Source organism: Paenibacillus sp. JDR-2 (genome assembly GCF_000023585.1).
Taxonomy (GTDB): Bacteria; Bacillota; Bacilli; order Paenibacillales; family Paenibacillaceae; genus Pristimantibacillus.
In genome coordinates, this window is record NC_012914.1 from 1,588,546 (window position 1) to 1,608,001 (window position 19,456).

15 protein-coding genes are annotated in these 19,456 nt (G+C 48.4%); 9 read left to right on the forward strand and 6 right to left on the reverse strand.

Annotated elements, in window-relative coordinates; genetic code table 11:
* Nucleotides 1-84: 84 nt before the first annotated feature.
* A complete protein-coding gene (locus tag PJDR2_RS06945) occupies nt 85-921 on the forward strand; it encodes an AraC family transcriptional regulator (protein WP_015842952.1) in 837 nt (278 codons plus the stop codon).
* Nucleotides 922-1,042: 121 nt separating this feature from the next.
* Here the strand turns inward: PJDR2_RS06945 and PJDR2_RS06950 are convergent, their stop codons facing one another.
* Nucleotides 1,043-1,606: a hypothetical protein gene (locus PJDR2_RS06950; RefSeq protein WP_015842953.1), complete on the reverse strand. Its 564-nt coding sequence runs from the start codon at nt 1,604-1,606 to the stop codon at nt 1,043-1,045.
* Between the two features lie 185 nt (nt 1,607-1,791).
* Nucleotides 1,792-2,394, reverse strand: coding sequence for a DJ-1/PfpI family protein (locus PJDR2_RS06955; RefSeq protein WP_015842954.1), 603 nt, complete (start codon nt 2,392-2,394; stop codon nt 1,792-1,794).
* A 302-nt stretch (nt 2,395-2,696) separates the two neighbouring features.
* Between PJDR2_RS06955 and PJDR2_RS06960 the strand changes: the two genes are divergently transcribed.
* The 7 genes from PJDR2_RS06960 (at nt 2,697) to PJDR2_RS06990 (ending at nt 11,827) form a co-directional block, all read left to right on the forward strand.
* Nucleotides 2,697-4,502, forward strand: coding sequence for a cache domain-containing sensor histidine kinase (locus PJDR2_RS06960; protein ID WP_015842955.1), 1,806 nt, complete (start codon nt 2,697-2,699; stop codon nt 4,500-4,502).
* Complete coding sequence (locus PJDR2_RS06965) at nt 4,495-5,829, forward strand: response regulator (RefSeq protein ID WP_015842956.1); 1,335 nt, start codon at nt 4,495-4,497, stop codon at nt 5,827-5,829. Before PJDR2_RS06960 ends, PJDR2_RS06965 begins: the two co-directional genes overlap by 8 nt.
* Nucleotides 5,830-5,926: 97 nt before the next feature.
* The gene (locus PJDR2_RS06970) at nt 5,927-6,853 is read left to right on the forward strand and encodes a carbohydrate ABC transporter permease (protein WP_015842957.1); all 927 of its coding nucleotides are present in this window, start codon (nt 5,927-5,929) and stop codon (nt 6,851-6,853) included.
* Nucleotides 6,850-7,722, forward strand: coding sequence for a carbohydrate ABC transporter permease (locus PJDR2_RS06975; RefSeq protein ID WP_015842958.1), 873 nt, complete (start codon nt 6,850-6,852; stop codon nt 7,720-7,722). Before PJDR2_RS06970 ends, PJDR2_RS06975 begins: the two co-directional genes overlap by 4 nt.
* 115 nt (nt 7,723-7,837) lie before the next feature.
* The gene (locus PJDR2_RS06980; RefSeq protein ID WP_015842959.1) at nt 7,838-9,289 is read left to right on the forward strand and encodes an ABC transporter substrate-binding protein; all 1,452 of its coding nucleotides are present in this window, start codon (nt 7,838-7,840) and stop codon (nt 9,287-9,289) included.
* Nucleotides 9,290-9,667: 378 nt separating this feature from the next.
* A complete protein-coding gene (locus PJDR2_RS06985; protein WP_015842960.1) occupies nt 9,668-11,065 on the forward strand; it encodes a glycoside hydrolase family 32 protein in 1,398 nt (465 codons plus the stop codon).
* A gap of 114 nt (nt 11,066-11,179) precedes the next feature.
* Nucleotides 11,180-11,827, forward strand: a complete 648-nt coding sequence (locus PJDR2_RS06990) for an aspartate/glutamate racemase family protein (RefSeq protein WP_015842961.1) — start codon at nt 11,180-11,182, stop codon at nt 11,825-11,827.
* A gap of 220 nt (nt 11,828-12,047) precedes the next feature.
* On the opposite strand, the gene PJDR2_RS06995 is transcribed toward PJDR2_RS06990, so the two are convergent.
* From PJDR2_RS06995 to PJDR2_RS07010, 4 genes are all read right to left on the reverse strand, one after another.
* Nucleotides 12,048-13,421, reverse strand: a complete 1,374-nt coding sequence (locus tag PJDR2_RS06995; RefSeq protein ID WP_015842962.1) for a sugar porter family MFS transporter — start codon at nt 13,419-13,421, stop codon at nt 12,048-12,050.
* 244 nt (nt 13,422-13,665) lie between these two features.
* Nucleotides 13,666-15,021, reverse strand: a complete 1,356-nt coding sequence (locus tag PJDR2_RS07000; RefSeq protein ID WP_015842963.1) for a response regulator — start codon at nt 15,019-15,021, stop codon at nt 13,666-13,668.
* The gene (locus PJDR2_RS07005; RefSeq protein ID WP_015842964.1) at nt 14,996-16,471 is read right to left on the reverse strand and encodes a sensor histidine kinase; all 1,476 of its coding nucleotides are present in this window, start codon (nt 16,469-16,471) and stop codon (nt 14,996-14,998) included. Before PJDR2_RS07005 ends, PJDR2_RS07000 begins: the two co-directional genes overlap by 26 nt.
* Entirely contained in the window at nt 16,468-17,451 is a 984-nt protein-coding gene (locus tag PJDR2_RS07010; protein ID WP_015842965.1) for a substrate-binding domain-containing protein, read from the reverse strand. Before PJDR2_RS07010 ends, PJDR2_RS07005 begins: the two co-directional genes overlap by 4 nt.
* A 174-nt stretch (nt 17,452-17,625) precedes the next feature.
* On the opposite strand from PJDR2_RS07010, the gene PJDR2_RS31785 reads away from it, so the two are divergent.
* Nucleotides 17,626-19,446, forward strand: coding sequence for a PAS domain-containing sensor histidine kinase (locus PJDR2_RS31785; RefSeq protein WP_015842966.1), 1,821 nt, complete (start codon nt 17,626-17,628; stop codon nt 19,444-19,446).
* The last annotated feature ends 10 nt before the right edge of the window (nt 19,447-19,456 follow it).

Below are 19,456 nucleotides of genomic sequence, written 5' to 3' on the forward strand. Positions count from 1 at the left end.
CAATGAAGCATCTTGCCGTATATGTTAGCGATGTGATATATCTTGCTGTATAGACAAAGGATATTTGGAAAAGAGGGAGTAGGGATGACGGCTTCCGCTGCCGGAGAGGAAATACAAAGTCATCTGCTGTATGCCGGAAAAGTAAGCGATACGCCTAACTGGAATTTTCCGAGCCATAAGCATGATGATTTGCACGAAATTATCGTCGTATGCGGCGGCCAAGGGATGTTTACGATTGGAGGACAATCGTATAGCGCAAGCGGGGGAGACATTCTCGTCTACAATAAAGGGGTTCTGCATGAAGAGCAGTCATCAATCGATAATCCGTTAATCACCTATTACTGCGGATTCTCGCTGCCCAAGGCTAGTCCGTCCGAGGATTGGGTCATTCCGCCTGACGTCGAGCCCGTGATCCGGTCCAGCCGCGTATTCCCGGAAATTGAGGCTTTGATGAAAATGATTGTAGATGAATCCTCCATTAAAGAGGATGGGTATGAGGGGATCAGCCGTTATTTGATTAATTCCGTTATTTTGCTGCTTAGAAGAGCGGTTAGGAATCAACAGCATATTAAGCAGGAATCCAATACCGGATTAGCCGAGCAAATCAAGGATTATATCGACAGGAACTTTACGCAAAATATAAGCCTTAAGGATTTGGGACGGCAATTCCATGTGAACCCTTATTATATTTCCCATGTATTTAAAGACCATTATCGGATTTCTCCGATTAACTACGCCATTCACCGACGGATTGGAGAGGCGACTAGACTGCTCGTAACGACGGAGATGAAGGTATGGGAAGTGGCGAAGCTTCTGGGCTACGACAATCCGAATTATTTCTCGATTATTTTCCGCCGGGTAACGGGGTTGTCTCCCAACCGGTTCCGGGAAAGCAATCAGCAGAATTTGTTTCCCCGTTAAAGCCGTTTGTGAAGAGTTTTCAAAAGTCGTTGTGAAAAACACCAATCCGCGTTACCAATAAGGGTAACACGGATTGGTGTTTTTTGTTTTTAATCAATTTTGCTATTGTCTAGATTGTTTATTATTTTTGATTTAGTGCCTCAACTGCTTCAAAAAAAGCATCACTGTACTGCTCGTACAACCCGGTATCAAATTCGTATTCTGTGTCATTAGCTTTCGGAGGATCATTTTGTAATTTTTTATACAAAGTATCAATCTCACCAGAAACCTTCGTCCACAATTGTTTTACTTCATCATAATTCGAATCTAATCCTTGGATATACGTATCGTATTCTGCTTTCTTTTCCATCGACTTGCTGAGTTGCTGGATCATGAAGTCAATATCCATGGTGCTTCCTGTAGCATCAGTCCCATCATAGGCATAATGGCCGATGTTAACAAGTCCATCATTCCATATTTTACCTATAACAAAGTTTTTTATATCCATTAATGTCGATTCTGCAGTAGGCTTTTCATCTGATTGAGTAGAAGAATCGGTCTGTATCCCTGCATCCTCAAAAGCCTGTTTTACACTATCTTGTATTATCTCTTCATCGGATTTTTCTTTACCACCGCACCCAGCTAATACAAACAGTGTAGTTAAGCATAGAATGATATAAAAAAATTTTTTTCTAAATATGGACATTTTAAATCTACTCCTCTATTTTCAATAATTTTCCACTTTAATTATATCGGTTTTGTTAGGATGAAAATAAAGAAAAAGTTTAGAGGAAGGTTTCGAAGACTATCCTCTCCGCTAAAAACCCTCCAATCGAAAAAGAGGCAGCTTATGGCCATTAGCCATTAAGCTGCCTCTTGCACAATTATCAATTACGATGTCAGAGCTTCCGCATCTGCTGCGGTAGTTGCGGCATCCTCGCGGACAAGCTTCAGGAACTCGCGCATAAAGCCGGGAAGATCCGGCCAAGCATGGCCGGTTACAAGCTTGCCGTCCACATGAAGCGTCTCGTCCGCATAGCAGGCGCCAAGGCGCTCAACTTCCAGGCGCGAAGCGTTATAGGCCGTCATGGTGCGGCCATTGAAGTAGCTGTAATCGGGCAACGAGAGGAATACCTGCGCCCCGTGGCAGATGGCGCCGATCGGTTTGTCGGCATCAATAAAATGCTGCAGAATGCGAGGCAGCTCCGCATTGCCGCGAATATACTCCGGCGCTCTACCCCCGGGAATAATAATAGCTGCGTAATCGGAAGGGTCGACATCGGAGAATCCCAAATGGGATTGCAGCTGATGAGCGGGCTTTTCCGTATACGTATCCCAGCCCTCGATAAAGTCATGGCATACGGTATGTAAGATTTTCTGTGTCGGGGAAGCGATAACAGCCTCGTAGCCTTCCTCCAGCAGTCTGTAGTATGGATAATACACTTCCAAAACTTCCGCGGCATCGCCAGTCACGATAAGCACTTTGTTCGACATGGGATCACTCCTCCAAAGAATTGTGAAGCAATTCTTACTTCGAAAGCATGGGCTTAAAGAATTGTGAAGCAATTCTTACTTCGAAAGCATTCTCGCTGGAAATTTATTGAACAACACAGCTATTATGCACTCCACTTTAGCGACAGTCAATATTTTCCTTTTTCACATGCGAAAAATCGGTCGTTTCTACTAGAATCAACGCTTGAAGTGCGTGAAATTACCTATACAATAAATAAGAATAGCCATACTGCTGAATTACATATTTGCTATATTTAAAGGAAGGAAGCTGGGGGTGCGTCATCATGAGAACGGGCTTTTCCAATCCAATGACCAAGCTAAGCGTGAAGCAGCAGCTGTTGCTATTGTTCCTGCTTATGGTCAGCCCGATATTCATTCTTCACAGCTACGGAAATTCGGAGGCCGAGCAGATACTTAAACGCCACGTAACGAATGCCTACGCTGAACTGAACAAACAGAACCATACGCTGATCGACCGGGATATCGATACCGTCAACAAAATTACAACGACGATTATCCAAAACCCGACCGCTCAGCAGCTTGTACCCGATGACGCTGAAACCGTCATTGAACGCGTCCGGAAATACGAGAAAATGGATGCTTTGCTGGCAGGCTATTCAACCGCCTTAAACGGCGGGGAGGCTGTTTATTACAGTCTGTATATCTATGATCCTAATAACTATTATTTTTTTGCGCCTAAAGTCCAGATGATCCAGAGCGGCGTCTATTTCTTCTCCGATGCCAATAAGCCGAAATGGTTCGATAAGGCGGTAGGGCTGAAGGGTCAAGGCTTTATGGAAATTATCGAAAATAACGATATGCTCGTCAAGAAACGCACTCTAGCTTATATCCGGGCGGTGAATACGGTTAGTCAGGGCCATAGCGTCATTGGCGTGCTCATCGCAACCAACATGGATAAGAAGCTTGCCGAATCGATGCAGTCGGTCTCCTTGCCCGGCGGAGAAATCTTTTTTACGGATAAGCAAAATTATATTCTGGCTTCTACAAGTCCGAAGACCATGGGTTCCACGGTTGAGCTTCCTGTAACCGCTTCCGGCGAAGCGGAAAGCCTGAATAAACCGATTATGACGTCTGAGTACATCTATATGGCTAGCGACAATGAACTGCTGCAGCAGCGGCTTATCTACAAAATCCCGATCAAATCGCTCCTTCAGCAGCAAAATGAAGTGAAACGGGTTATCCAGCTGATATCGGTGGCATACATCCTGTTCGGGTGTATCGTAATTTTCTATTTCTGGCGATCTTTAATGACGCCTTTGCAAAGACTGGCAACGTTTGTCCGCCGTTACGAGCCTGGCAAGAGAGTGCCGGAGACGCCTGGCAAAGGCAGAAATGACGAGGTGGGAGTATTGATTGGAGCCCTTTATGATATGGCCCGCCGGCTCAATGGACTTATTCATGATAAATACCAGATGGAGATCAAGCAGCGGGAAAGCCAGCTTCAAATTTTGTACCAGCAGATTAATCCTCATCTTCTTTATAACACGCTTGAAAGCATTTATTGGAAAAGCTCGCTCGAAGGCAATTCCGAATCGGCGGAAATGATCAAGGAGCTGTCGAAGCTGATGAAGATCAGCCTAAGCCGCGGCCGGGAGCTGATTACGCTGGCGGAGGAGCTTGAGCACGCGGCTGCTTATGTAAAGCTGCAGCAGAAGCGTTACGACTATGACTTCCAGGTTATCTGGGCGGTTCCGGAGGAGATGATGAATCATCTCATTCCGAAGGTTACGCTGCAGCCGTTAATCGAGAATGCCATCATCCATGGCGTCAAGAACATGGGTGAAGACGGCGAGATTCATATTAACGCGGAGTACGAAGGCGACAAGCTGCTGATCCGCGTGGAGGACAACGGTTATAAAGAGGTGGATCATAAAGCGATTGAGTCTCTGTTAAATGAGCCAGCCGCTCAATCCTCTTCCGGATACGGAGTTAAAAACATACACCAAAGGCTTCAGCTGCATTTTGGCAACGTCTATGGCATTCAGTATAAAAAAAGAAACGGCGGCGGAACGATCGTTACGATCATGCTTCCGGCAGCCGGCGAAAGGAAGGAACTAGGCGATGTATAACATACTGGTGGTGGATGACGAACCGCTTATTTGCAAAGGTCTGAGCAGCGTACTGGCTTCTTCCGGCATTGATATTTCCGCCATACATATGGCCCATAACGGTTACGAGGCGCTCGACGTCCTGAGGACCGACGATATTGATCTGCTTATTACCGATATTCAGATGGGGACGATGAACGGCATCGAGCTGATGCAGCAGGCGAAGTTAATTAAGCCGTGGGTGCAGACGATTATTATTTCGGCCCATGAGACGTTTCATTATGCCCAGATGGCGATCCGACTTGGGGCAAAGGACTATTTGATCAAGCCGCTGAACAACGAGCAGTTTCTTGATTCCGTGCGCAACGTATTGCTTAAGCTTCATAAGCCCGAGCCCGCCGAGCAAGAGAAACTGATTGCGGGTATGCAGGAGCATTTTCATATGGATGAGCTGAATCCGCAATCCGTGGATTGGCTTAATCAGCTGGCGAGCGGTCAGCCATCGCTTAAAGTGCAGGATATTATTCGAATCTTGAAGGAGAAGCATGGGATCCGGCTAGAGGGTCCTTATTTCTCCATGATCCGCATCCGGCTTAATCTAACGGACCGTAACCGCGAATTAACGAAGGCGGATGAGGGATTGCTCCGTTATGCCGCGCTTAATATCGTAAATGAGCTCTTTGACGAGCATTGGAATAATACCGCCTTTTATGCTTCGGAGCGGGAAATCACTATTATTTTGCAATGGAATGAGACGCAGTACGGGGAGACGGCATCATCCGGCATTATGAACGAGTTGGATATGATTGGCCGCAGTCTGCAATTCAACATCCAGAAGTATCTGGGAATCGCAAGCGTTATCGGCATCAGCCAGATCCTGAAGGGAATTGAATTTATTGACGTCCTTCAAGACCAGGTCATTAAAGCGTTGAGCTGCAACGACCGGCACAAGGATCATTATGTGTTTTATTACGGGGATTTCAACTGGAATCAATATTCCCAGCGCCCGACGGAGGAAGAGTTCACCGCACAGACCAGCCTGATTGTCGAGAAAGCGATGGAGTATATTAACCAGAACTACGCGCAAAAGGGTCTAACCCTGCATGAAGTCGCGCAGAACAATCACGTCAGCCCGAATTACCTTAGCTATCTCTTCAAGAAGGAGACCGGCTATAACCTGTGGGAATATGTCGTCAAGCTGCGGATGGAAGAGAGCAAGAGGCTTCTTCTTCAAACGGACATGAGACGGTATGAAATTTCAGAGAAGGTTGGTTATGAATCGCCGGAGCATTTCAGCAAAATTTTCAAAAAATATTACGGCATGAGTCCAAGCGAGCTAAAGAAGTAGAATTACTCATCATTGCCTTGGATACGCACATTACCTCGAGAGGGTCCTTTTTTTACAATAAGAGAAGAGGATTGCTAAAGGAAAGAGGGAGACTTGTATGGAGCAACACGCTGTCGCAAACGCGCCTCTCGAGCGTAAAGGCCGATTTGCCGTATTTTTGAGGAAGCATTTCTGGGGACTACTGTTCCTGCTTCCCGCCTTTATTATTTTTATCTTGTTTCTATGGGTCCCGATTTTCAAAGGATTCATCTACAGCTTCTACCACATTGACTTTGTAAAAGGAAACAGCTTCGTCGGATTCGACAACTATAAAGTCGCGCTTCACGATAAGGACGCTTGGACAGCGGTGAAGAACACCGTTTATTATATGTTCCTTTGTCTTGTGATTGGCTTCTGGATCCCGATTGTATTCGCCATTGCGATTTCCGAACTTCGCCGGTTCCAAGGCGTTGTCCGCGTAGCCGCTTATCTGCCGAATATTATTCCGGTAGTCGTTTTGTACGGATTATGGCGCTGGTTCTATGATCCTGTTGGACCGATCAACGGCGTGATTACAGGTTGGTTTGGCGCCGATGAACCGGTATCCTTTATGACCGATACCAAATGGTCGATGATCTCCCTTGTAATTATGGAATCATGGCAGCAATTCGGCTCGGCGATGCTTATCTATTTGGCCGCTGTGCTCAGCATTCCGCGCGACTGGTACGAAGCGGCGGAAATCGACGGGGCAGGCGTATGGAACAGAATCCGCCATATTACGTTGCCTTCGATTAAAGGGCTGCTTGGCCTGCTTCTCATTCTACAGCTGATCGGGACCTCGCAGGGTTATCAATCCCAGCTTGCGATGCTCGACGGCGGACCTAATAATGCGACATTGACTTACGCATTGCTTATCGTAAAATACGCCTTTAACCAACAAAATTACGGGGTTGCGGCCGCGCTTGGCGTTCTGATGTTTATCGTGCTGGGCTTGCTCGCCATCGTTCAATACAGGCTTCAAGGCAAGGAGGGAGACGTACGATGAAACAGCTGGACAGAGGGATACTCTCTTCGTTTGACCTGAAGAAGAAGCCTATATTTATCGGATACTCGATTATGGTGCTTGTGCTGGTCGTTATGTCCTGCTCGATGGTTTATCCGATTCTGACGACTTTATTTAACGGGCTCAAAACCAATGTGGAGGTCAACTCCTTCCCGCCGAGGTTCCTGCCAAGCGAATGGCATTTCGACAACTTTAACAAAGGCTGGAATTTTATCGATCTGCCGGAGTTTCTAAGGAATACGCTGTATATTTTCGGAGGCAACCTGGTCATTACCGTAGGCGTTCTTGGACTTGCATCCTTCAGCTTGTCGAGGCTGAACGTGCCTAAGCGCAAAGCGGTCTACTTCTTCTTTATGATGACCTTGTTTATTCCACCAACAACGTATATCATCCCGAACTTCGTGAACCTGAAGGATCTTGGCCTCATGAACTCGTTTGCAGCCTTCTGGCTGCCGGCAGGCGCAAATGCCTTCTTCCTGCTGCTGCTCAAAAACTTCTTCGACGAGATTCATTACGAAATCTTCGAAGCAGCTCGTATTGACGGCGCTTCGGACTGGAGAAGCTTTGTGCAGATCGCACTGCCGCTGTCGGTACCGATCTTCTCGACGCTTGCGATCTTTATCTTCTCGTCCTCATGGAACGACTGGTTCTGGCCATCGCTCATTATGCATAATGACAGCCATTATCCGCTGGCGACGGCGATCTACAAATACGTTATTAACGCCAAAGGCTTGGCGCTTAATATCCGGTTTGCGATTCTGACCATGGTTATGCTTCCGCCAATCGTCGTGTTCCTGATCTTCCAGAAGTACATTATGCGCGGACTGCATCTGGGCGGCGTGAAAGGGTAGTATTCAAATCGTAATAGTGCACATGATCGGAATAGGAATACACCTCGCAGGCTCCCATCCCTCTCCACTATGATGAGGGTGTAACAAATAAATGAACTCGAGAAGGGGAGTTACAATGAGAAAGAGCGTCTTTACGACAGTAGCTGCGGTATTACTTTGTTCGACTCTTGCTGCCTGCGGCGGCAACAACAATACGTCGAACAACGGCAACGAAAAGCCGGCTAACAGCAATGCAAGCGCAAGCACAAACACGGCAACAGCTACTCCGCAGCCATCTGAAGATATTACGCAAAAGAAAATTAAAATCAGCATTTATTATCCGCTTCCTGACCAAGTCGAAAACCGCAAGCTGGAAGATGACAAGATCGCACGCTTCAACAAGGTGTATCCTAACGTTGAGATCGTGAAGAGCGACTGGCATTATGCTCCTAACGAAATCGGCATCAAAATGGCTGCCAACGAAGCTCCAACCTTCTTCAATACTTACGCAACAGAAGCGAAGTTCCTCGTTGAAAAAGGCTGGGCAGCCGACATTACGGACCTGTACAACGGCTACGAGTTCAAGGATCAAATTAACCCGGTTCTTCAAAATCAATTCATCATTGACGGCAAAGTCTACGGTATCGCTCAAAAAGGTTATGTAACAACTACGGTTGTTAACAAAAAAATGCTGGATGACAAAGGCGTAGCGGTTCCTTCGTACGACTGGACTTGGGACGACATGCTGAACACCGCCAAAGGCGTTGCCGATGCGAAGAAAGGGATCGCGGGTATCGCTCCAATGGGCAAAGGCAACGAAGCAGGCTGGAACTGGACCAACTTCCTGTTCGAAGCAGGCGGCGAAATTCAAAACATTACAGACGGCAAAGTTACTGCGTCCTTCAACTCCGAAGCGGGTAAGAAAGCTCTCGACTTCTACAATAAGCTAAGATGGGATGCAGACGTTATTCCTAAAGACTGGGCACTTGGCTGGGGCGACGCTGTAGGCGCGTTTGGTCAAGCGCGTACGGCAATGGTTATCGCCGGTGCGGAAGGCGTACTGGAGCAAGCGTTAAACCAAGGCGGCATGAAGATCGAAGATGTACTGACTTATCCAATGCCGGCAGCCGAAAAAGGCGGCAAACATACAGGCGTATTGGGCGGCGACTACCTCGTCATCAACCCCAACGCTACGAAAGACGAGCAGGAAATGGCGTTCCGTTACATCACATTCGACTACTTCACTGACGATTATCTGACTTCGATCGAAAAAGACATTCAAGCTCGCAAAACGGAAGGCAAATACTTCATTCCGCCGCACATCAACTACTTCAGCCCGGATTCGGAGTATGGCAAAAAAGTTCAAGCGATCTTCGACAAGTACGACAACGTATACAAATACAACGCTGAATCCAATGCTCTGCTTGACGGCAAACCTGAGGCTCAATACAATACGCAAGAATACTACGGCTCCATGACGAACGTATTGCAAGAAGTATTCTCGAAAAAAGGTACCGACACGCAAGCTCAGCTCGATGCAGCTGCGAAAGAAATGCAAACGAAGTATTACGACGCAATCAAGCCTTAAGAAGGACGGGAGTATCTCCTTCGGTCGCTGTTGCCAACACTTTGCTTGAACAATATTTAATGGTTGCAAATTGCTGGCAAAGGCGAACGTTTCACTCCTTAGGAGATACCCCTTGCCTTACCTAAAAAACAATAAACGGCCGTGCAGATGATTTTGAATCTGCACGGCCGTTTTTAATGTGCTTGCCTAGCCACTTGTCTCCGCGACAGGCTGAAAATATTCAATTGTTACAGAGTTATTGAAAGGAAATTGCGTATTACGGACTCTCTTTTGAATGATAAAAAATGACTCAAAGAAACCGTTGACATATTCAATATATCGTTTATATTGTGAATGTGAACGTTATAAGCTGGCAGTCAATAGGATAGGGGAGATAACATGGATCGTTATAGACCAAGGTATCATTTTACGGCACCTCGCAACTGGATGAATGACCCGAATGGGCCGTTTCAGTTAAACGGCGAATACCATTTGTTTTATCAGCATAACCCGTCAAAACCCGAGTGGGGCGACATTCATTGGGGGCATGCTGCAAGCCGGGATCTAGTGAATTGGACGCATCTGCCTGCTGGAATGGCTCCATCGTATGAGCTTGGCGAGTCCCACTGCTTCTCCGGCTGTTCCGTAGTAAATGACGGCGAAGTGACATTGTTCTATACAAGCATTGGCGAAGGGGAGCGGAATGCGACTACAGGTGCACAGCAATGGATGGCCCGCGGGACGGATTTGCGTACTTGGCATAAACCGGACATTAACCCGGTCCTAACCCTGGATCTTCATGGAGACCTTGAGATTCGGGACTGGCGGGATCCTTATGTCTGGAAGACGGAAGACGGCTGGCGAATGATTCTTGGCGGTATCCATGAGGAAAAAGGCTGCGCTTTTATATACCGCTCCGAGGATTTGGAGAAGTGGAGCTTCCAAGGTATTTTTTATAAAGGCGAAGAATGGATCTGGGAGTGCCCCCATTTGTTCCGTTTCGGCGATAAAGCGGTATTGTTCTACTCTCCAAGCGGTCCGGTTCGTTATCTTTCCGGTACCATCAGCGGAGATAAACTTATCGATGTGCAAAAGCATGGCACCGTCGACCATGGCGGCTGGGAAGGTTATTATGCTTCTACCGGATTTGTGGATGAGAACGGCCGCCGCATTGTGCATGGCTGGATTCCGGAAGGCAGCAGAGGCGAAGAATTTCCCGAGAACCTGGATTGGGCCGGGGCATTGGCGCTGCCGCGTGTCGTAGATCTGAAGGCAAACGGCGCGCTTTCCATGACCCCCGTACCCGAGGTGGAGACGCTGAGAGGCGAGAATTACAGCTTTAAAGATCTAGCAGTAGGACAAACGCCAGTTCTAACGGGTGTACAATCGACCTCCTTTGAATGCCTGCTCGAAATCGACAGAAAGTCGATCGAAGCTGCCGCTCTTACCGTTTCCGTATTCGCTTCCGCCTGCGGCAAGGAGCATACGGACGTACGCTTGGATCTAGCCTCCAATACGATTGCCATCGACCGGTCGAATTCAAGCTTGCTTCCAAAGGTACATAAAACACCGATTCAAGGCGAATTGCCGGCTGCTGACGGGACGGATCCTATCAAGCTGCGTATATTCGCGGATCAATCCATTGTGGAAGTTTTTGTGGATGATGAGACTTGCCTTACAACCAGAGTTTACCCGACTTTGGAAGACAATAGCGGCATCCAGCTCCGAGCAGACAGCGGTGAAGCCGTGGTTTGCAGTCTTCAGATTTGGGAGATGAAGGCTGCCGAAATCAAATAAGTGAATGTCAAAGCTAGAGCGCCCTCGCTGGTGCTCTTTTTTTATTTTCAGCATAAAGCTCTTCATGATATTCTCTAATTATTATTGATCATGCATAGAGGTAGGTTGAATGAAATGAAGATTGGCTGTTTACATGCTCATTATTCCAATATCGAATATATTGAAGCTTCGATTGGTTCGAAAGCGGAATTGATTCACTTTGTGGATCCCGGACTAATGATGGGTATGGAAGAAGGTTTTAACCATGTTAAAGTTAAGGAAAAAGCCGTTGATCAGATCAATTGGATCGCTCAATCAGGAGTAGATGCTATTCTCATTACTTGCACGAGCTACATTGCTCTACTTGAAGAAGTTGAGACTAATTTACCGATCATAAAACTAGACGAGCCCTTTTTTAATGAAATATGTAAAATAACGCAGTCGCAAATTCTTCTGTTTACAAATCCTGCAACAGTTGAAGGTACGATGAAACGGCTGACGAAGTTCGCTTCATCGCATGGTTACCAGCTTCCTGACATTGAAGTGAAAGTGATTGAGAACGCGTTCCAGCTTATTATGCAGGGACAAAAGACAGAGTACGCAGACGAAGTGTACAAATTTATCGAGAAAATGCTCCATTCGGAACAGGATAAGATACTAGCCGTTGCTCAGCTTTCGATGGTCAAAGCAGCTGAGAGGGTGGCACGGGAATTTAATATATCCATCACCAATCCATTAGCGCCGTTGGCAGCCTATGTTTCAAGCAAGGACAGGAGCAACTAAATAAAAAAGCTGGGCGAAATGAATCGCCCAGCTTTTCTGCTTATATTATCAAAATTGAGGTTTATGGAGTGAAGAAGGGAATGTATCTCGTGGAGGAGCGAAGCGTTCGCCTTTGCCTACACATTGCCAACACTGAATATTGTTCAAGCAATGTGCGGGCAACAGCGGCCGGAAGGAGATACATCTCTGCCTCACTCATCCCTTAACCAAAGCAGTTCCCTTATTTACTCCAGGAAGCCTCGATTTCCTCGAGCGACTTACCTTTCGTCTCCGGTACAACGCGCATCGTAAACAGGAACGTAATCAGCGACATCGCGCCAAAGATCCAGAACGTTACGGATGGTCCTGCCGATTCCAGCATTGGCGGGAACGATTGGGATACAACGTAGTCGGCAATCCATAGCGCCATCGACGCGATTGCGGTAGCCCGGCCGCGGACGCGGTTCGGGAAGATCTCGCTCAGGACGACCCATACGACAGGTCCAAGCGATACGGCGAATGCCGCTACATAGATCAGGATAAAGATCAGGACAAGCGAGCCGGTCGTATGGCCGGTATGGAATGCAATCCCGATAACCGCCAGACAGATCGTCATTACGGATGAACCAACAAGCAGCAATACCTTGCGGCCGACTTTATCGATCAGCCAGATAGCCAGAATCGTAAACAGGAAGTTAACGAGGCCAATCAGAATCGTTTGCAGCAGGGACGAATCCGTGCCGGAGCCCATCGATTTGAAAATTTCCGGCGCGTAATACATGACCGCATTAATACCGGTCACTTGCTGAAGAACCGCAAGCACGACACCAACGATCAACGCAAGGCGGATGCCCGGGCGGAAAATCTCTTTGAGCGAGCTGCCTTTTTCCTCAGCGAAAGAGGCTTTAATATCGAGAACTTCCTGCTTCGCCTCTTCTTCACCGTGGATGCGAAGAAGGATATGGAGAGCTTGCTCCGAACGACCTTGCTTGATCAGCCATCTTGGGCTTTCCGGAACAAGGAAGAGCAGAACGAAGAAAATAACGCCCGGCACAACGCCTATGCCAAACATCCAGCGCCATGCGTTTGCAATATCCCAAGCATCATCGCCATAACCGGCAATACCCGAGTTGACGAAGTAAACAAGGAAGATACCCGTAACCGTTGCGAATTGGTTCAAAGCAACGAGACGGCCGCGGTATTTAGCCGGGGCAATCTCCGCGTTATACAGCGGGCAAAGCGTGGACGTAATCCCGATCCCAAGACCGCCGATCATGCGGGCGACGATGTACATCGAGAACGTATCCGGAATCGCGGAGCCAATCGAACCGATAATGAATAGGGCTGCCGCCGCGATAAGTACTTTTTTACGACCGAAACGGTCGCTTAGCACGCCAGAGAATCCCGCGCCAACAATACATCCGATAATAAGCGAGGATACGGCCCAGCCGACCTCCACCTCGTTTAAGTCAAAACGGTCTTGCATAAATCCGATTGCTCCCGACACGACAGCGGTATCGAAGCCGAATAATAAACCGCCAAGAGCGGCAATCATCGAAACGAGCGTAACAAACTTCATGCTTTTGCCATTGGCATTTGCAGTTAAGCTGCTCACTATATTTATTCCCCTTCCATGTGTGACTGCTTGAATAAATGGTTGTGTATTGAAACGAATCTCATTATATCACCGGATTGGAGGGGATTAGCGGGCATTCGTCAGCACTTATTTGTGTTGTTCCAGCATGGAAAAGCTGCTTGAACAGCTATAACGGAGAGAGCTTGAAGCGAATAGCATTTTATTAGTTTGCCAAAACAAAAAAGTCCATGCCCGACTGGCATGAACTCCCTGTATATCCTGATCATTTCGCTTGACTGCGGTATTCGGTCGGAGTAAGTCCGGTTACCCGTTTGAACACCCGGCTGAAATAATTCGGGTCCTTATAACCAACCTCGAAGCAAACCTCTTTCAAAGCTAGCTCATCGGCCGACGAGATCAGCTGCTTGGCTTTCTCGATTCGAAGCCCCGTCAAATAATCGATAAACGTCGCCCCAACCTGCTGCTTGAACACTTTGCTGAAATAATGGGGATTCAGATGGACATGTTCGGCTGTCTCCTCGAGCGACAATTCCTCCGTAAAATGAAGCCCGATGTACTGCTTGGCCTTATCCATCACATTAATCGTCTGCTGCTCCCGCTGCTCCCGGATCCGCTGCAGGGCGGAGATGACATAAGAACGTTGATCTTCCGAATCGGAGTGTTCGTCCGAGGAAGCGGGATTAGCAGTTGCTGCGGCAACGTTTGATCCCGTTCCTTGTACCACACCCTCGAAATCGCGCACCTCGCCGACATGCCGGTCAACGTCAGAAGCAAATACAGCCTCGAAATACGATTTGCGCCAGCCGCCAGCGCCCGATTGGACCGATCCGATTCCTACGGTAATCGGCAGCTGGAATTGCCTTTCGGCCAGACTGCACAGCTTTTCTCCAAATGGCTTGATACTTCGTTTCCATAAGGCATCGCTGGTATCATTGCGTATAAAAATAGCCATATGCAAGTCGATTAAGGAGCTGACAATGCAGGAGATCCCGTAGGTCTTGATGAAGCCGCGGAACGTTTCGTACAGCTTTTTCTTGTCCAGCGTATAAATCTGCTTCGGTAAGGCGACTACAACCGCGCAGCCCTCATCAAGCGGGAAGCTTAGCCAGTCGGACAGCTTCTCTTCATTCGCATCCAGCACCTGATCCACCATAAGCAGGAGGGACAGCTCATTTTCCACCAGCGGCTGCAGCTGGGATACTTTATCCCGCAAGTGCAGCTCTTCGGTCCGCTTGGATTTCTCGCGCTCCAGCTCCTCAATGAGCTGGTTCAAGGTCGAGGAGATCTGCTCGCGTCCGGCTGGCTTGACGATATATTCCTTTACGCCAAGCGACACCGCTTCTTTGGCATAGGCAAAAAAGTCATAAGCCGTCACCAGGATAAACTTGGTGTCCGGAAGCCTCGTTTTTATTTCCCGTATAGCCTGCAGACCTTGAATACCGGGCATATTAATATCCATCATAATGATGTGGGGGCGGAATTCTTCCGCCTGTTCAATGGCTCTTCGGCCATTATCCGCAAACGCGATTTGGAACCTGTCCGGCAGCATGCGGTGAATGAGATGCTCCAGTCCTTCGCGTTCCAGCGCTTCGTCATCGGCGATCAATAGACGGTACATCGTGATCCGGTCCTCCTTTCTGCTCTGCACCTGCATCGGATGGATTAGGCAGGAGGAGAATAACCGAGGTTCCCCGTCCTGGCTCGCTTTCGATACTTACAACATCCCGCCGGTTATAGAAAAGCCTTAGCCGCTTAATTACATTTCGCGTGCCAAAACCCATGGAGTTTTTCTTCGCGGGAGCGGGTTGGGCGGGCTCTTGCAGGGAAAGAAGCGCGTTGCTTTCCTCCATTGTCATTCCGGCACCGTTATCCCTAATGACTATACTAACGTTCTCGCCAGCTCTCTCCATAACAAGCTGAATTATTCCGCCGGACTCCATCCGTTCGACGCCGTGTACAAATGCGTTCTCCACAAGCGGCTGTATCGTCAGAGCGGGGATAAGCATATCCAGCACGGATTCGTCGATCTGCTGTCTGGTTTCTACACGGTTGCGGAACCTTGCCTGTTGAATCGTGAAGTACTCCCGGACATGCTTAAGCTCGTCGCCAAGCGTAACCGGGCGGTCCAACTGGCTTAAGTTATAACGGATAAGCTTGGACATGGACACAATAAGGTCGCTTGTCCGGTCGGCCCCTTCAAGCAGCGCAAGCTTGGACAGCACGTTTAGCGTATTGAACAAAAAATGCGGGTTGATCTGGCTTTGCAAAGCTTGAAGCTCCAGTTCTTTGACCAGACGCTCCGATTCCATGCGTTCCTTGTCCCGTCCCATCAAATCATTCAAATCTTTAATCATATGGCGGAACGCTTCCGACAGGATGCCAAGCTCATCATTCGAGCGTTCGGGAAGATAAGCTGTATCCAGCTGCCCTTTGGACAGATGCTGCGCCGTTTGCACGAGACGGTCTACCGGTTCCGTAATGCTTCTTGAAATCCACAACGCAACTACGATACTTAGCAGCGTATTAATGATAAATACGGCAGGCCCAAGCCAGTCCATTCGTACGATTTCCAATTGGATGCTCCGGTATACCGGTTCATAAGCGCTAAGCTCCAGGTCAATAAGGCGGCGTTCTTCCTCTCTTATAAAAGAGCTCGTCCGCTCCGTATCCTCATAGTAACTTAGCGCATCGTTTGGAACGGTAGACTTTTCAGCCGCTTGTACTTGCTCCGCCAGCGTCTGAAGCATATGAGCATATCCCTGCAGCACACCGGCAATGCCCAATTCCGTCCGCTGGCTTGCCAGCTTCTCGCTGATTCGCGCGAGTTCCGCCTGTTGCTGCCGAAGCGAAGCCCGGCCGTTGTCCTCGGGATTAAGCAGATACGTGTACAAGGCCCGCACATTCTCGTCGGCCGTTTGTGCCGACCGGGTATACAGCAGCATGCGGTCCATCATCGTATTATAGCTGTGCTGTACCGTTTTGGAGCTCTCGAACAGGAAGAACGTGACGCCGTTCGTCAGGAGCACCAGCAGCGGGATAAAGAGCAGCAGCTTTTTACGGAGTGTCATGGGGCTGAAACCTCCTTATCCGTAATGACGGAAATCGGAGTATATTGCTTGGATGTGACGTCTTGCCCCTGAGAATATTGATTCAGCAGCGATATCGCTTCATAACCCATTTGGGTGGGCTGCTGCACAATCGAAGCTTCGATCTGCTTCTTTCTAATAGCGGCCAGCGTATCCTCCAGGTCATCAAAAGCGAAGATTGTGACTCCGCCGGGTTTAACGCGGGCAACGGCTTCCGCCATGCCAATACCGTCAAGGGAGCTGAAGCCGACCATATAAGTGATCTCCGGATGCTCCTTTAACATTTGCTCAGCCTGCTGAGCCGCTTGAAGCCGGGAAATATTCGAAGCCCTTACTTCGGCAATAGACAGCCCCTTGTAGGTGTTAATGACCGATTGGAATCCTTCCAGGCGAAGCCGTTGGTTGGCGGCCTCTTTGCTGCCTACAAGGACGCCAATTACGCCGCTTGGTTCCTTCTGCCCGTCTTCAGCAATAAGGTGTCCCATCTCTTGACCGGCAAACGAATTGTTGGTGCCAACATAAGCGAGTCGTTTACTGCCGGGCTCATCCGTATCGACGGTAATGACCGGTATGCCAAGCTTGTTGGCTTTTTCGATTAAGGCTTTATCCCGCTCGCTTCCGATCCCCTGCATAATAATCCCGTCCATCTTGGAGGCTATCGCCTTCTCCAGCAGCTTCATCTGCTCCTCGGCGTTAATGCGGAACGGCCCCATATATTGCAGCTCCATCCGGTATTGACCGGCTGCTTTCATCGCTCCCTCTTCGACGGACCGCCAGAACGGATTGTCCAGCTCTTGCGAGATTAGGGCGATCTGCCGCCTGGTATGATCCTTGTCGCTTGCCTCCAGCGGGGTTACAAGATCTCTGATCCGCTCGGTAGACAAATAAAACTGGACCAGCACATAAGCAAAAATAATTAGTAATAGAAGGACGCCGATGTTCCATCTTCTTCGGTTGGCCATATGGCTTCTTAAGCTCTCCTCAGGTGTCTGAATAATAGCCACATTATACATGAACGGTCATTAAAGCCAAAATTAATCTAATTTCAATGTTCATGTTAGCAGGGGATTCCGGCATTTTGTGGAATTGATTTGAGTAGCGATCACTTTGACTTCGAAAAGGTGGAAAATATTCGAATGGACAAGCATGGTCATATAATGAAGCATAACTTTATGGAATCGATATGGAACAATATCCCCGACGGGATTGTCGTGATAGATTTGGATGAGAATATTCTTGATGTAAACCCGGGGTTTGTTGCCCTTCACGGATGGACGAGGGAAGAACTGATCGGCAGGCCTTGCTGCTTTACGCCGGTTCATCTTCTGGAAGAACGAAGATTAATGATCGAGAAGGCCAAGCTTGGCGAAAGCGTGCAGGGCCAGGAGACGTTTAAGCTTCGGAAAGACGGCACGATGCTCTACATTAGTCTAAGTCTTACAGCTCTAAGGGATGAGAGTGGGACTATTATCGGGGTTGTGGGATTCGAGAGGGATATCTCGGACCGGATTAAGATGGAAGCTTCCTTGTTTGAAGCGGAAAGCTTGTATAGTCATCTGGCTGACAGTGCGCTGGCCGGCGTGTTTGTCGGGCAGGGAGGCCGTATTTTGTACGCCAATCCTTACTTGGCGGCTCTTTACGGTTATACGAATGAGGAATTGCTGCAAGTTGAGTTGAATAAGTTAATGCTGCCCGGCGAGTTGGAAGTCGTTACGCGGGATGCGCAAGTAACCTTGATGGACCAGAAGCAAATCTACTTTCATTTCAACATTACGGGGGTTAAGAAGGACGGCTCCCCTGTCCACCTCGAAGGCAACTCCTGCCTGATCTCCTTTCAAGGAAAGCCGGCGCTGCTGGGCACGGTACAGGATATTACGATCAAGAAGGAAAAAGAGCGCTCCCTTCGCGATAGTGCCAACATGTATCAGCGCATTATCAAGTTTCTCCCCGAGCCTATTGTCCTGATCGACAATGGCGAGATCGTATATGCCAATAAGTTGGCGGTCAAGCTGATTGGCGCTGCCGATGATTCCGAGATGGTCGGGCGGCCTATCCTTGATTACGTCGATCCCGCTTATAGCGATGATCTGATGGATGTACTTTACAAAGTGATTCATACCGACGATCCCACGAATTTTATCGAAAATAAGCTGCTATGCAATGACGGCCAGACGATCGACGTTGAGATGTCGAGCATCCGGATTCATAATTACCGGGGGAAAATGGTGATTCTGACCGTTATCCGGGATTTGACGGACCGCAAGCGGTCGGAAGAGATGCTGGTCCGTTCCGAGAAGCTGTCGGTAATCGGACAGCTGGCAGCTGGGGTAGCGCATGAAATCCGAAATCCGTTAACCGCATTGAAGGGTTTCACCCAGCTGTTGAAATCCAAAGCGGAGGGGAATTCGTTCTATTATGACATCATGACCAATGAACTGGACCGGATCAATTTTATCGTGAATGAATTTATGACGCTTGCGAAGCCGCATTTCTCCAAATTTAGCACGCGAAGGCTGGATCATATTTTACATGCCGTTATTTCGATCCTGGAGACACAGGCGATTCTGATGAACGTATCGATCCGTACGGAGTTCGAGAACTGTATTCCGTCGATTTATTGCGATGAGAATCAACTGAAGCAGGTCTTTATCAATATTATAAAAAATGCAATAGAAGCGATGCCGCTTGGGGGACAGATTACGATTTCGGCGGCGATGGAGTCGGATCATGAGCGGGTGCGCCTGACGATCCGCGATGAAGGCATGGGAATTCCGGACGAGATTATCCGCCAAATCGGTCAGCCTTTTATTACGACCAAGGAGAAGGGGACGGGGCTGGGCCTTATGATCAGCTCGCGCATTATCGAGCAGCATCAAGGGCTGATGAACATATCAAGCGTTCCCGGCGAAGGGACAACGATCGAAATCATCCTGCCGTTAAATACGGAAGAGAAATGAATAGAAGGCT

Excerpts from the sequence above, each read along its gene's own strand:
- PJDR2_RS06945 (WP_015842952.1), top strand. The coding sequence starts at position 85 with ATGACGGCTTCCGCTGCCGGAGAGGAAATACAAAGTCATCTGCTGTAT.
- PJDR2_RS06950 (WP_015842953.1), bottom strand. The coding sequence starts at position 1,606 with ATGTCCATATTTAGAAAAAAATTTTTTTATATCATTCTATGCTTAACT.
- PJDR2_RS06955 (WP_015842954.1), bottom strand. The coding sequence starts at position 2,394 with ATGTCGAACAAAGTGCTTATCGTGACTGGCGATGCCGCGGAAGTTTTG.
- PJDR2_RS06960 (WP_015842955.1), top strand. The coding sequence starts at position 2,697 with ATGAGAACGGGCTTTTCCAATCCAATGACCAAGCTAAGCGTGAAGCAG.
- PJDR2_RS06965 (WP_015842956.1), top strand. The coding sequence starts at position 4,495 with ATGTATAACATACTGGTGGTGGATGACGAACCGCTTATTTGCAAAGGT.
- PJDR2_RS06970 (WP_015842957.1), top strand. The coding sequence starts at position 5,927 with ATGGAGCAACACGCTGTCGCAAACGCGCCTCTCGAGCGTAAAGGCCGA.
- PJDR2_RS06975 (WP_015842958.1), top strand. The coding sequence starts at position 6,850 with ATGAAACAGCTGGACAGAGGGATACTCTCTTCGTTTGACCTGAAGAAG.
- PJDR2_RS06980 (WP_015842959.1), top strand. The coding sequence starts at position 7,838 with ATGAGAAAGAGCGTCTTTACGACAGTAGCTGCGGTATTACTTTGTTCG.
- PJDR2_RS06985 (WP_015842960.1), top strand. The coding sequence starts at position 9,668 with ATGGATCGTTATAGACCAAGGTATCATTTTACGGCACCTCGCAACTGG.
- PJDR2_RS06990 (WP_015842961.1), top strand. The coding sequence starts at position 11,180 with ATGAAGATTGGCTGTTTACATGCTCATTATTCCAATATCGAATATATT.
- PJDR2_RS07000 (WP_015842963.1), bottom strand. The coding sequence starts at position 15,021 with ATGTACCGTCTATTGATCGCCGATGACGAAGCGCTGGAACGCGAAGGA.
- PJDR2_RS07005 (WP_015842964.1), bottom strand. The coding sequence starts at position 16,471 with ATGACACTCCGTAAAAAGCTGCTGCTCTTTATCCCGCTGCTGGTGCTC.
- PJDR2_RS07010 (WP_015842965.1), bottom strand. The coding sequence starts at position 17,451 with ATGGCCAACCGAAGAAGATGGAACATCGGCGTCCTTCTATTACTAATT.
- PJDR2_RS31785 (WP_015842966.1), top strand. The coding sequence starts at position 17,626 with ATGGACAAGCATGGTCATATAATGAAGCATAACTTTATGGAATCGATA.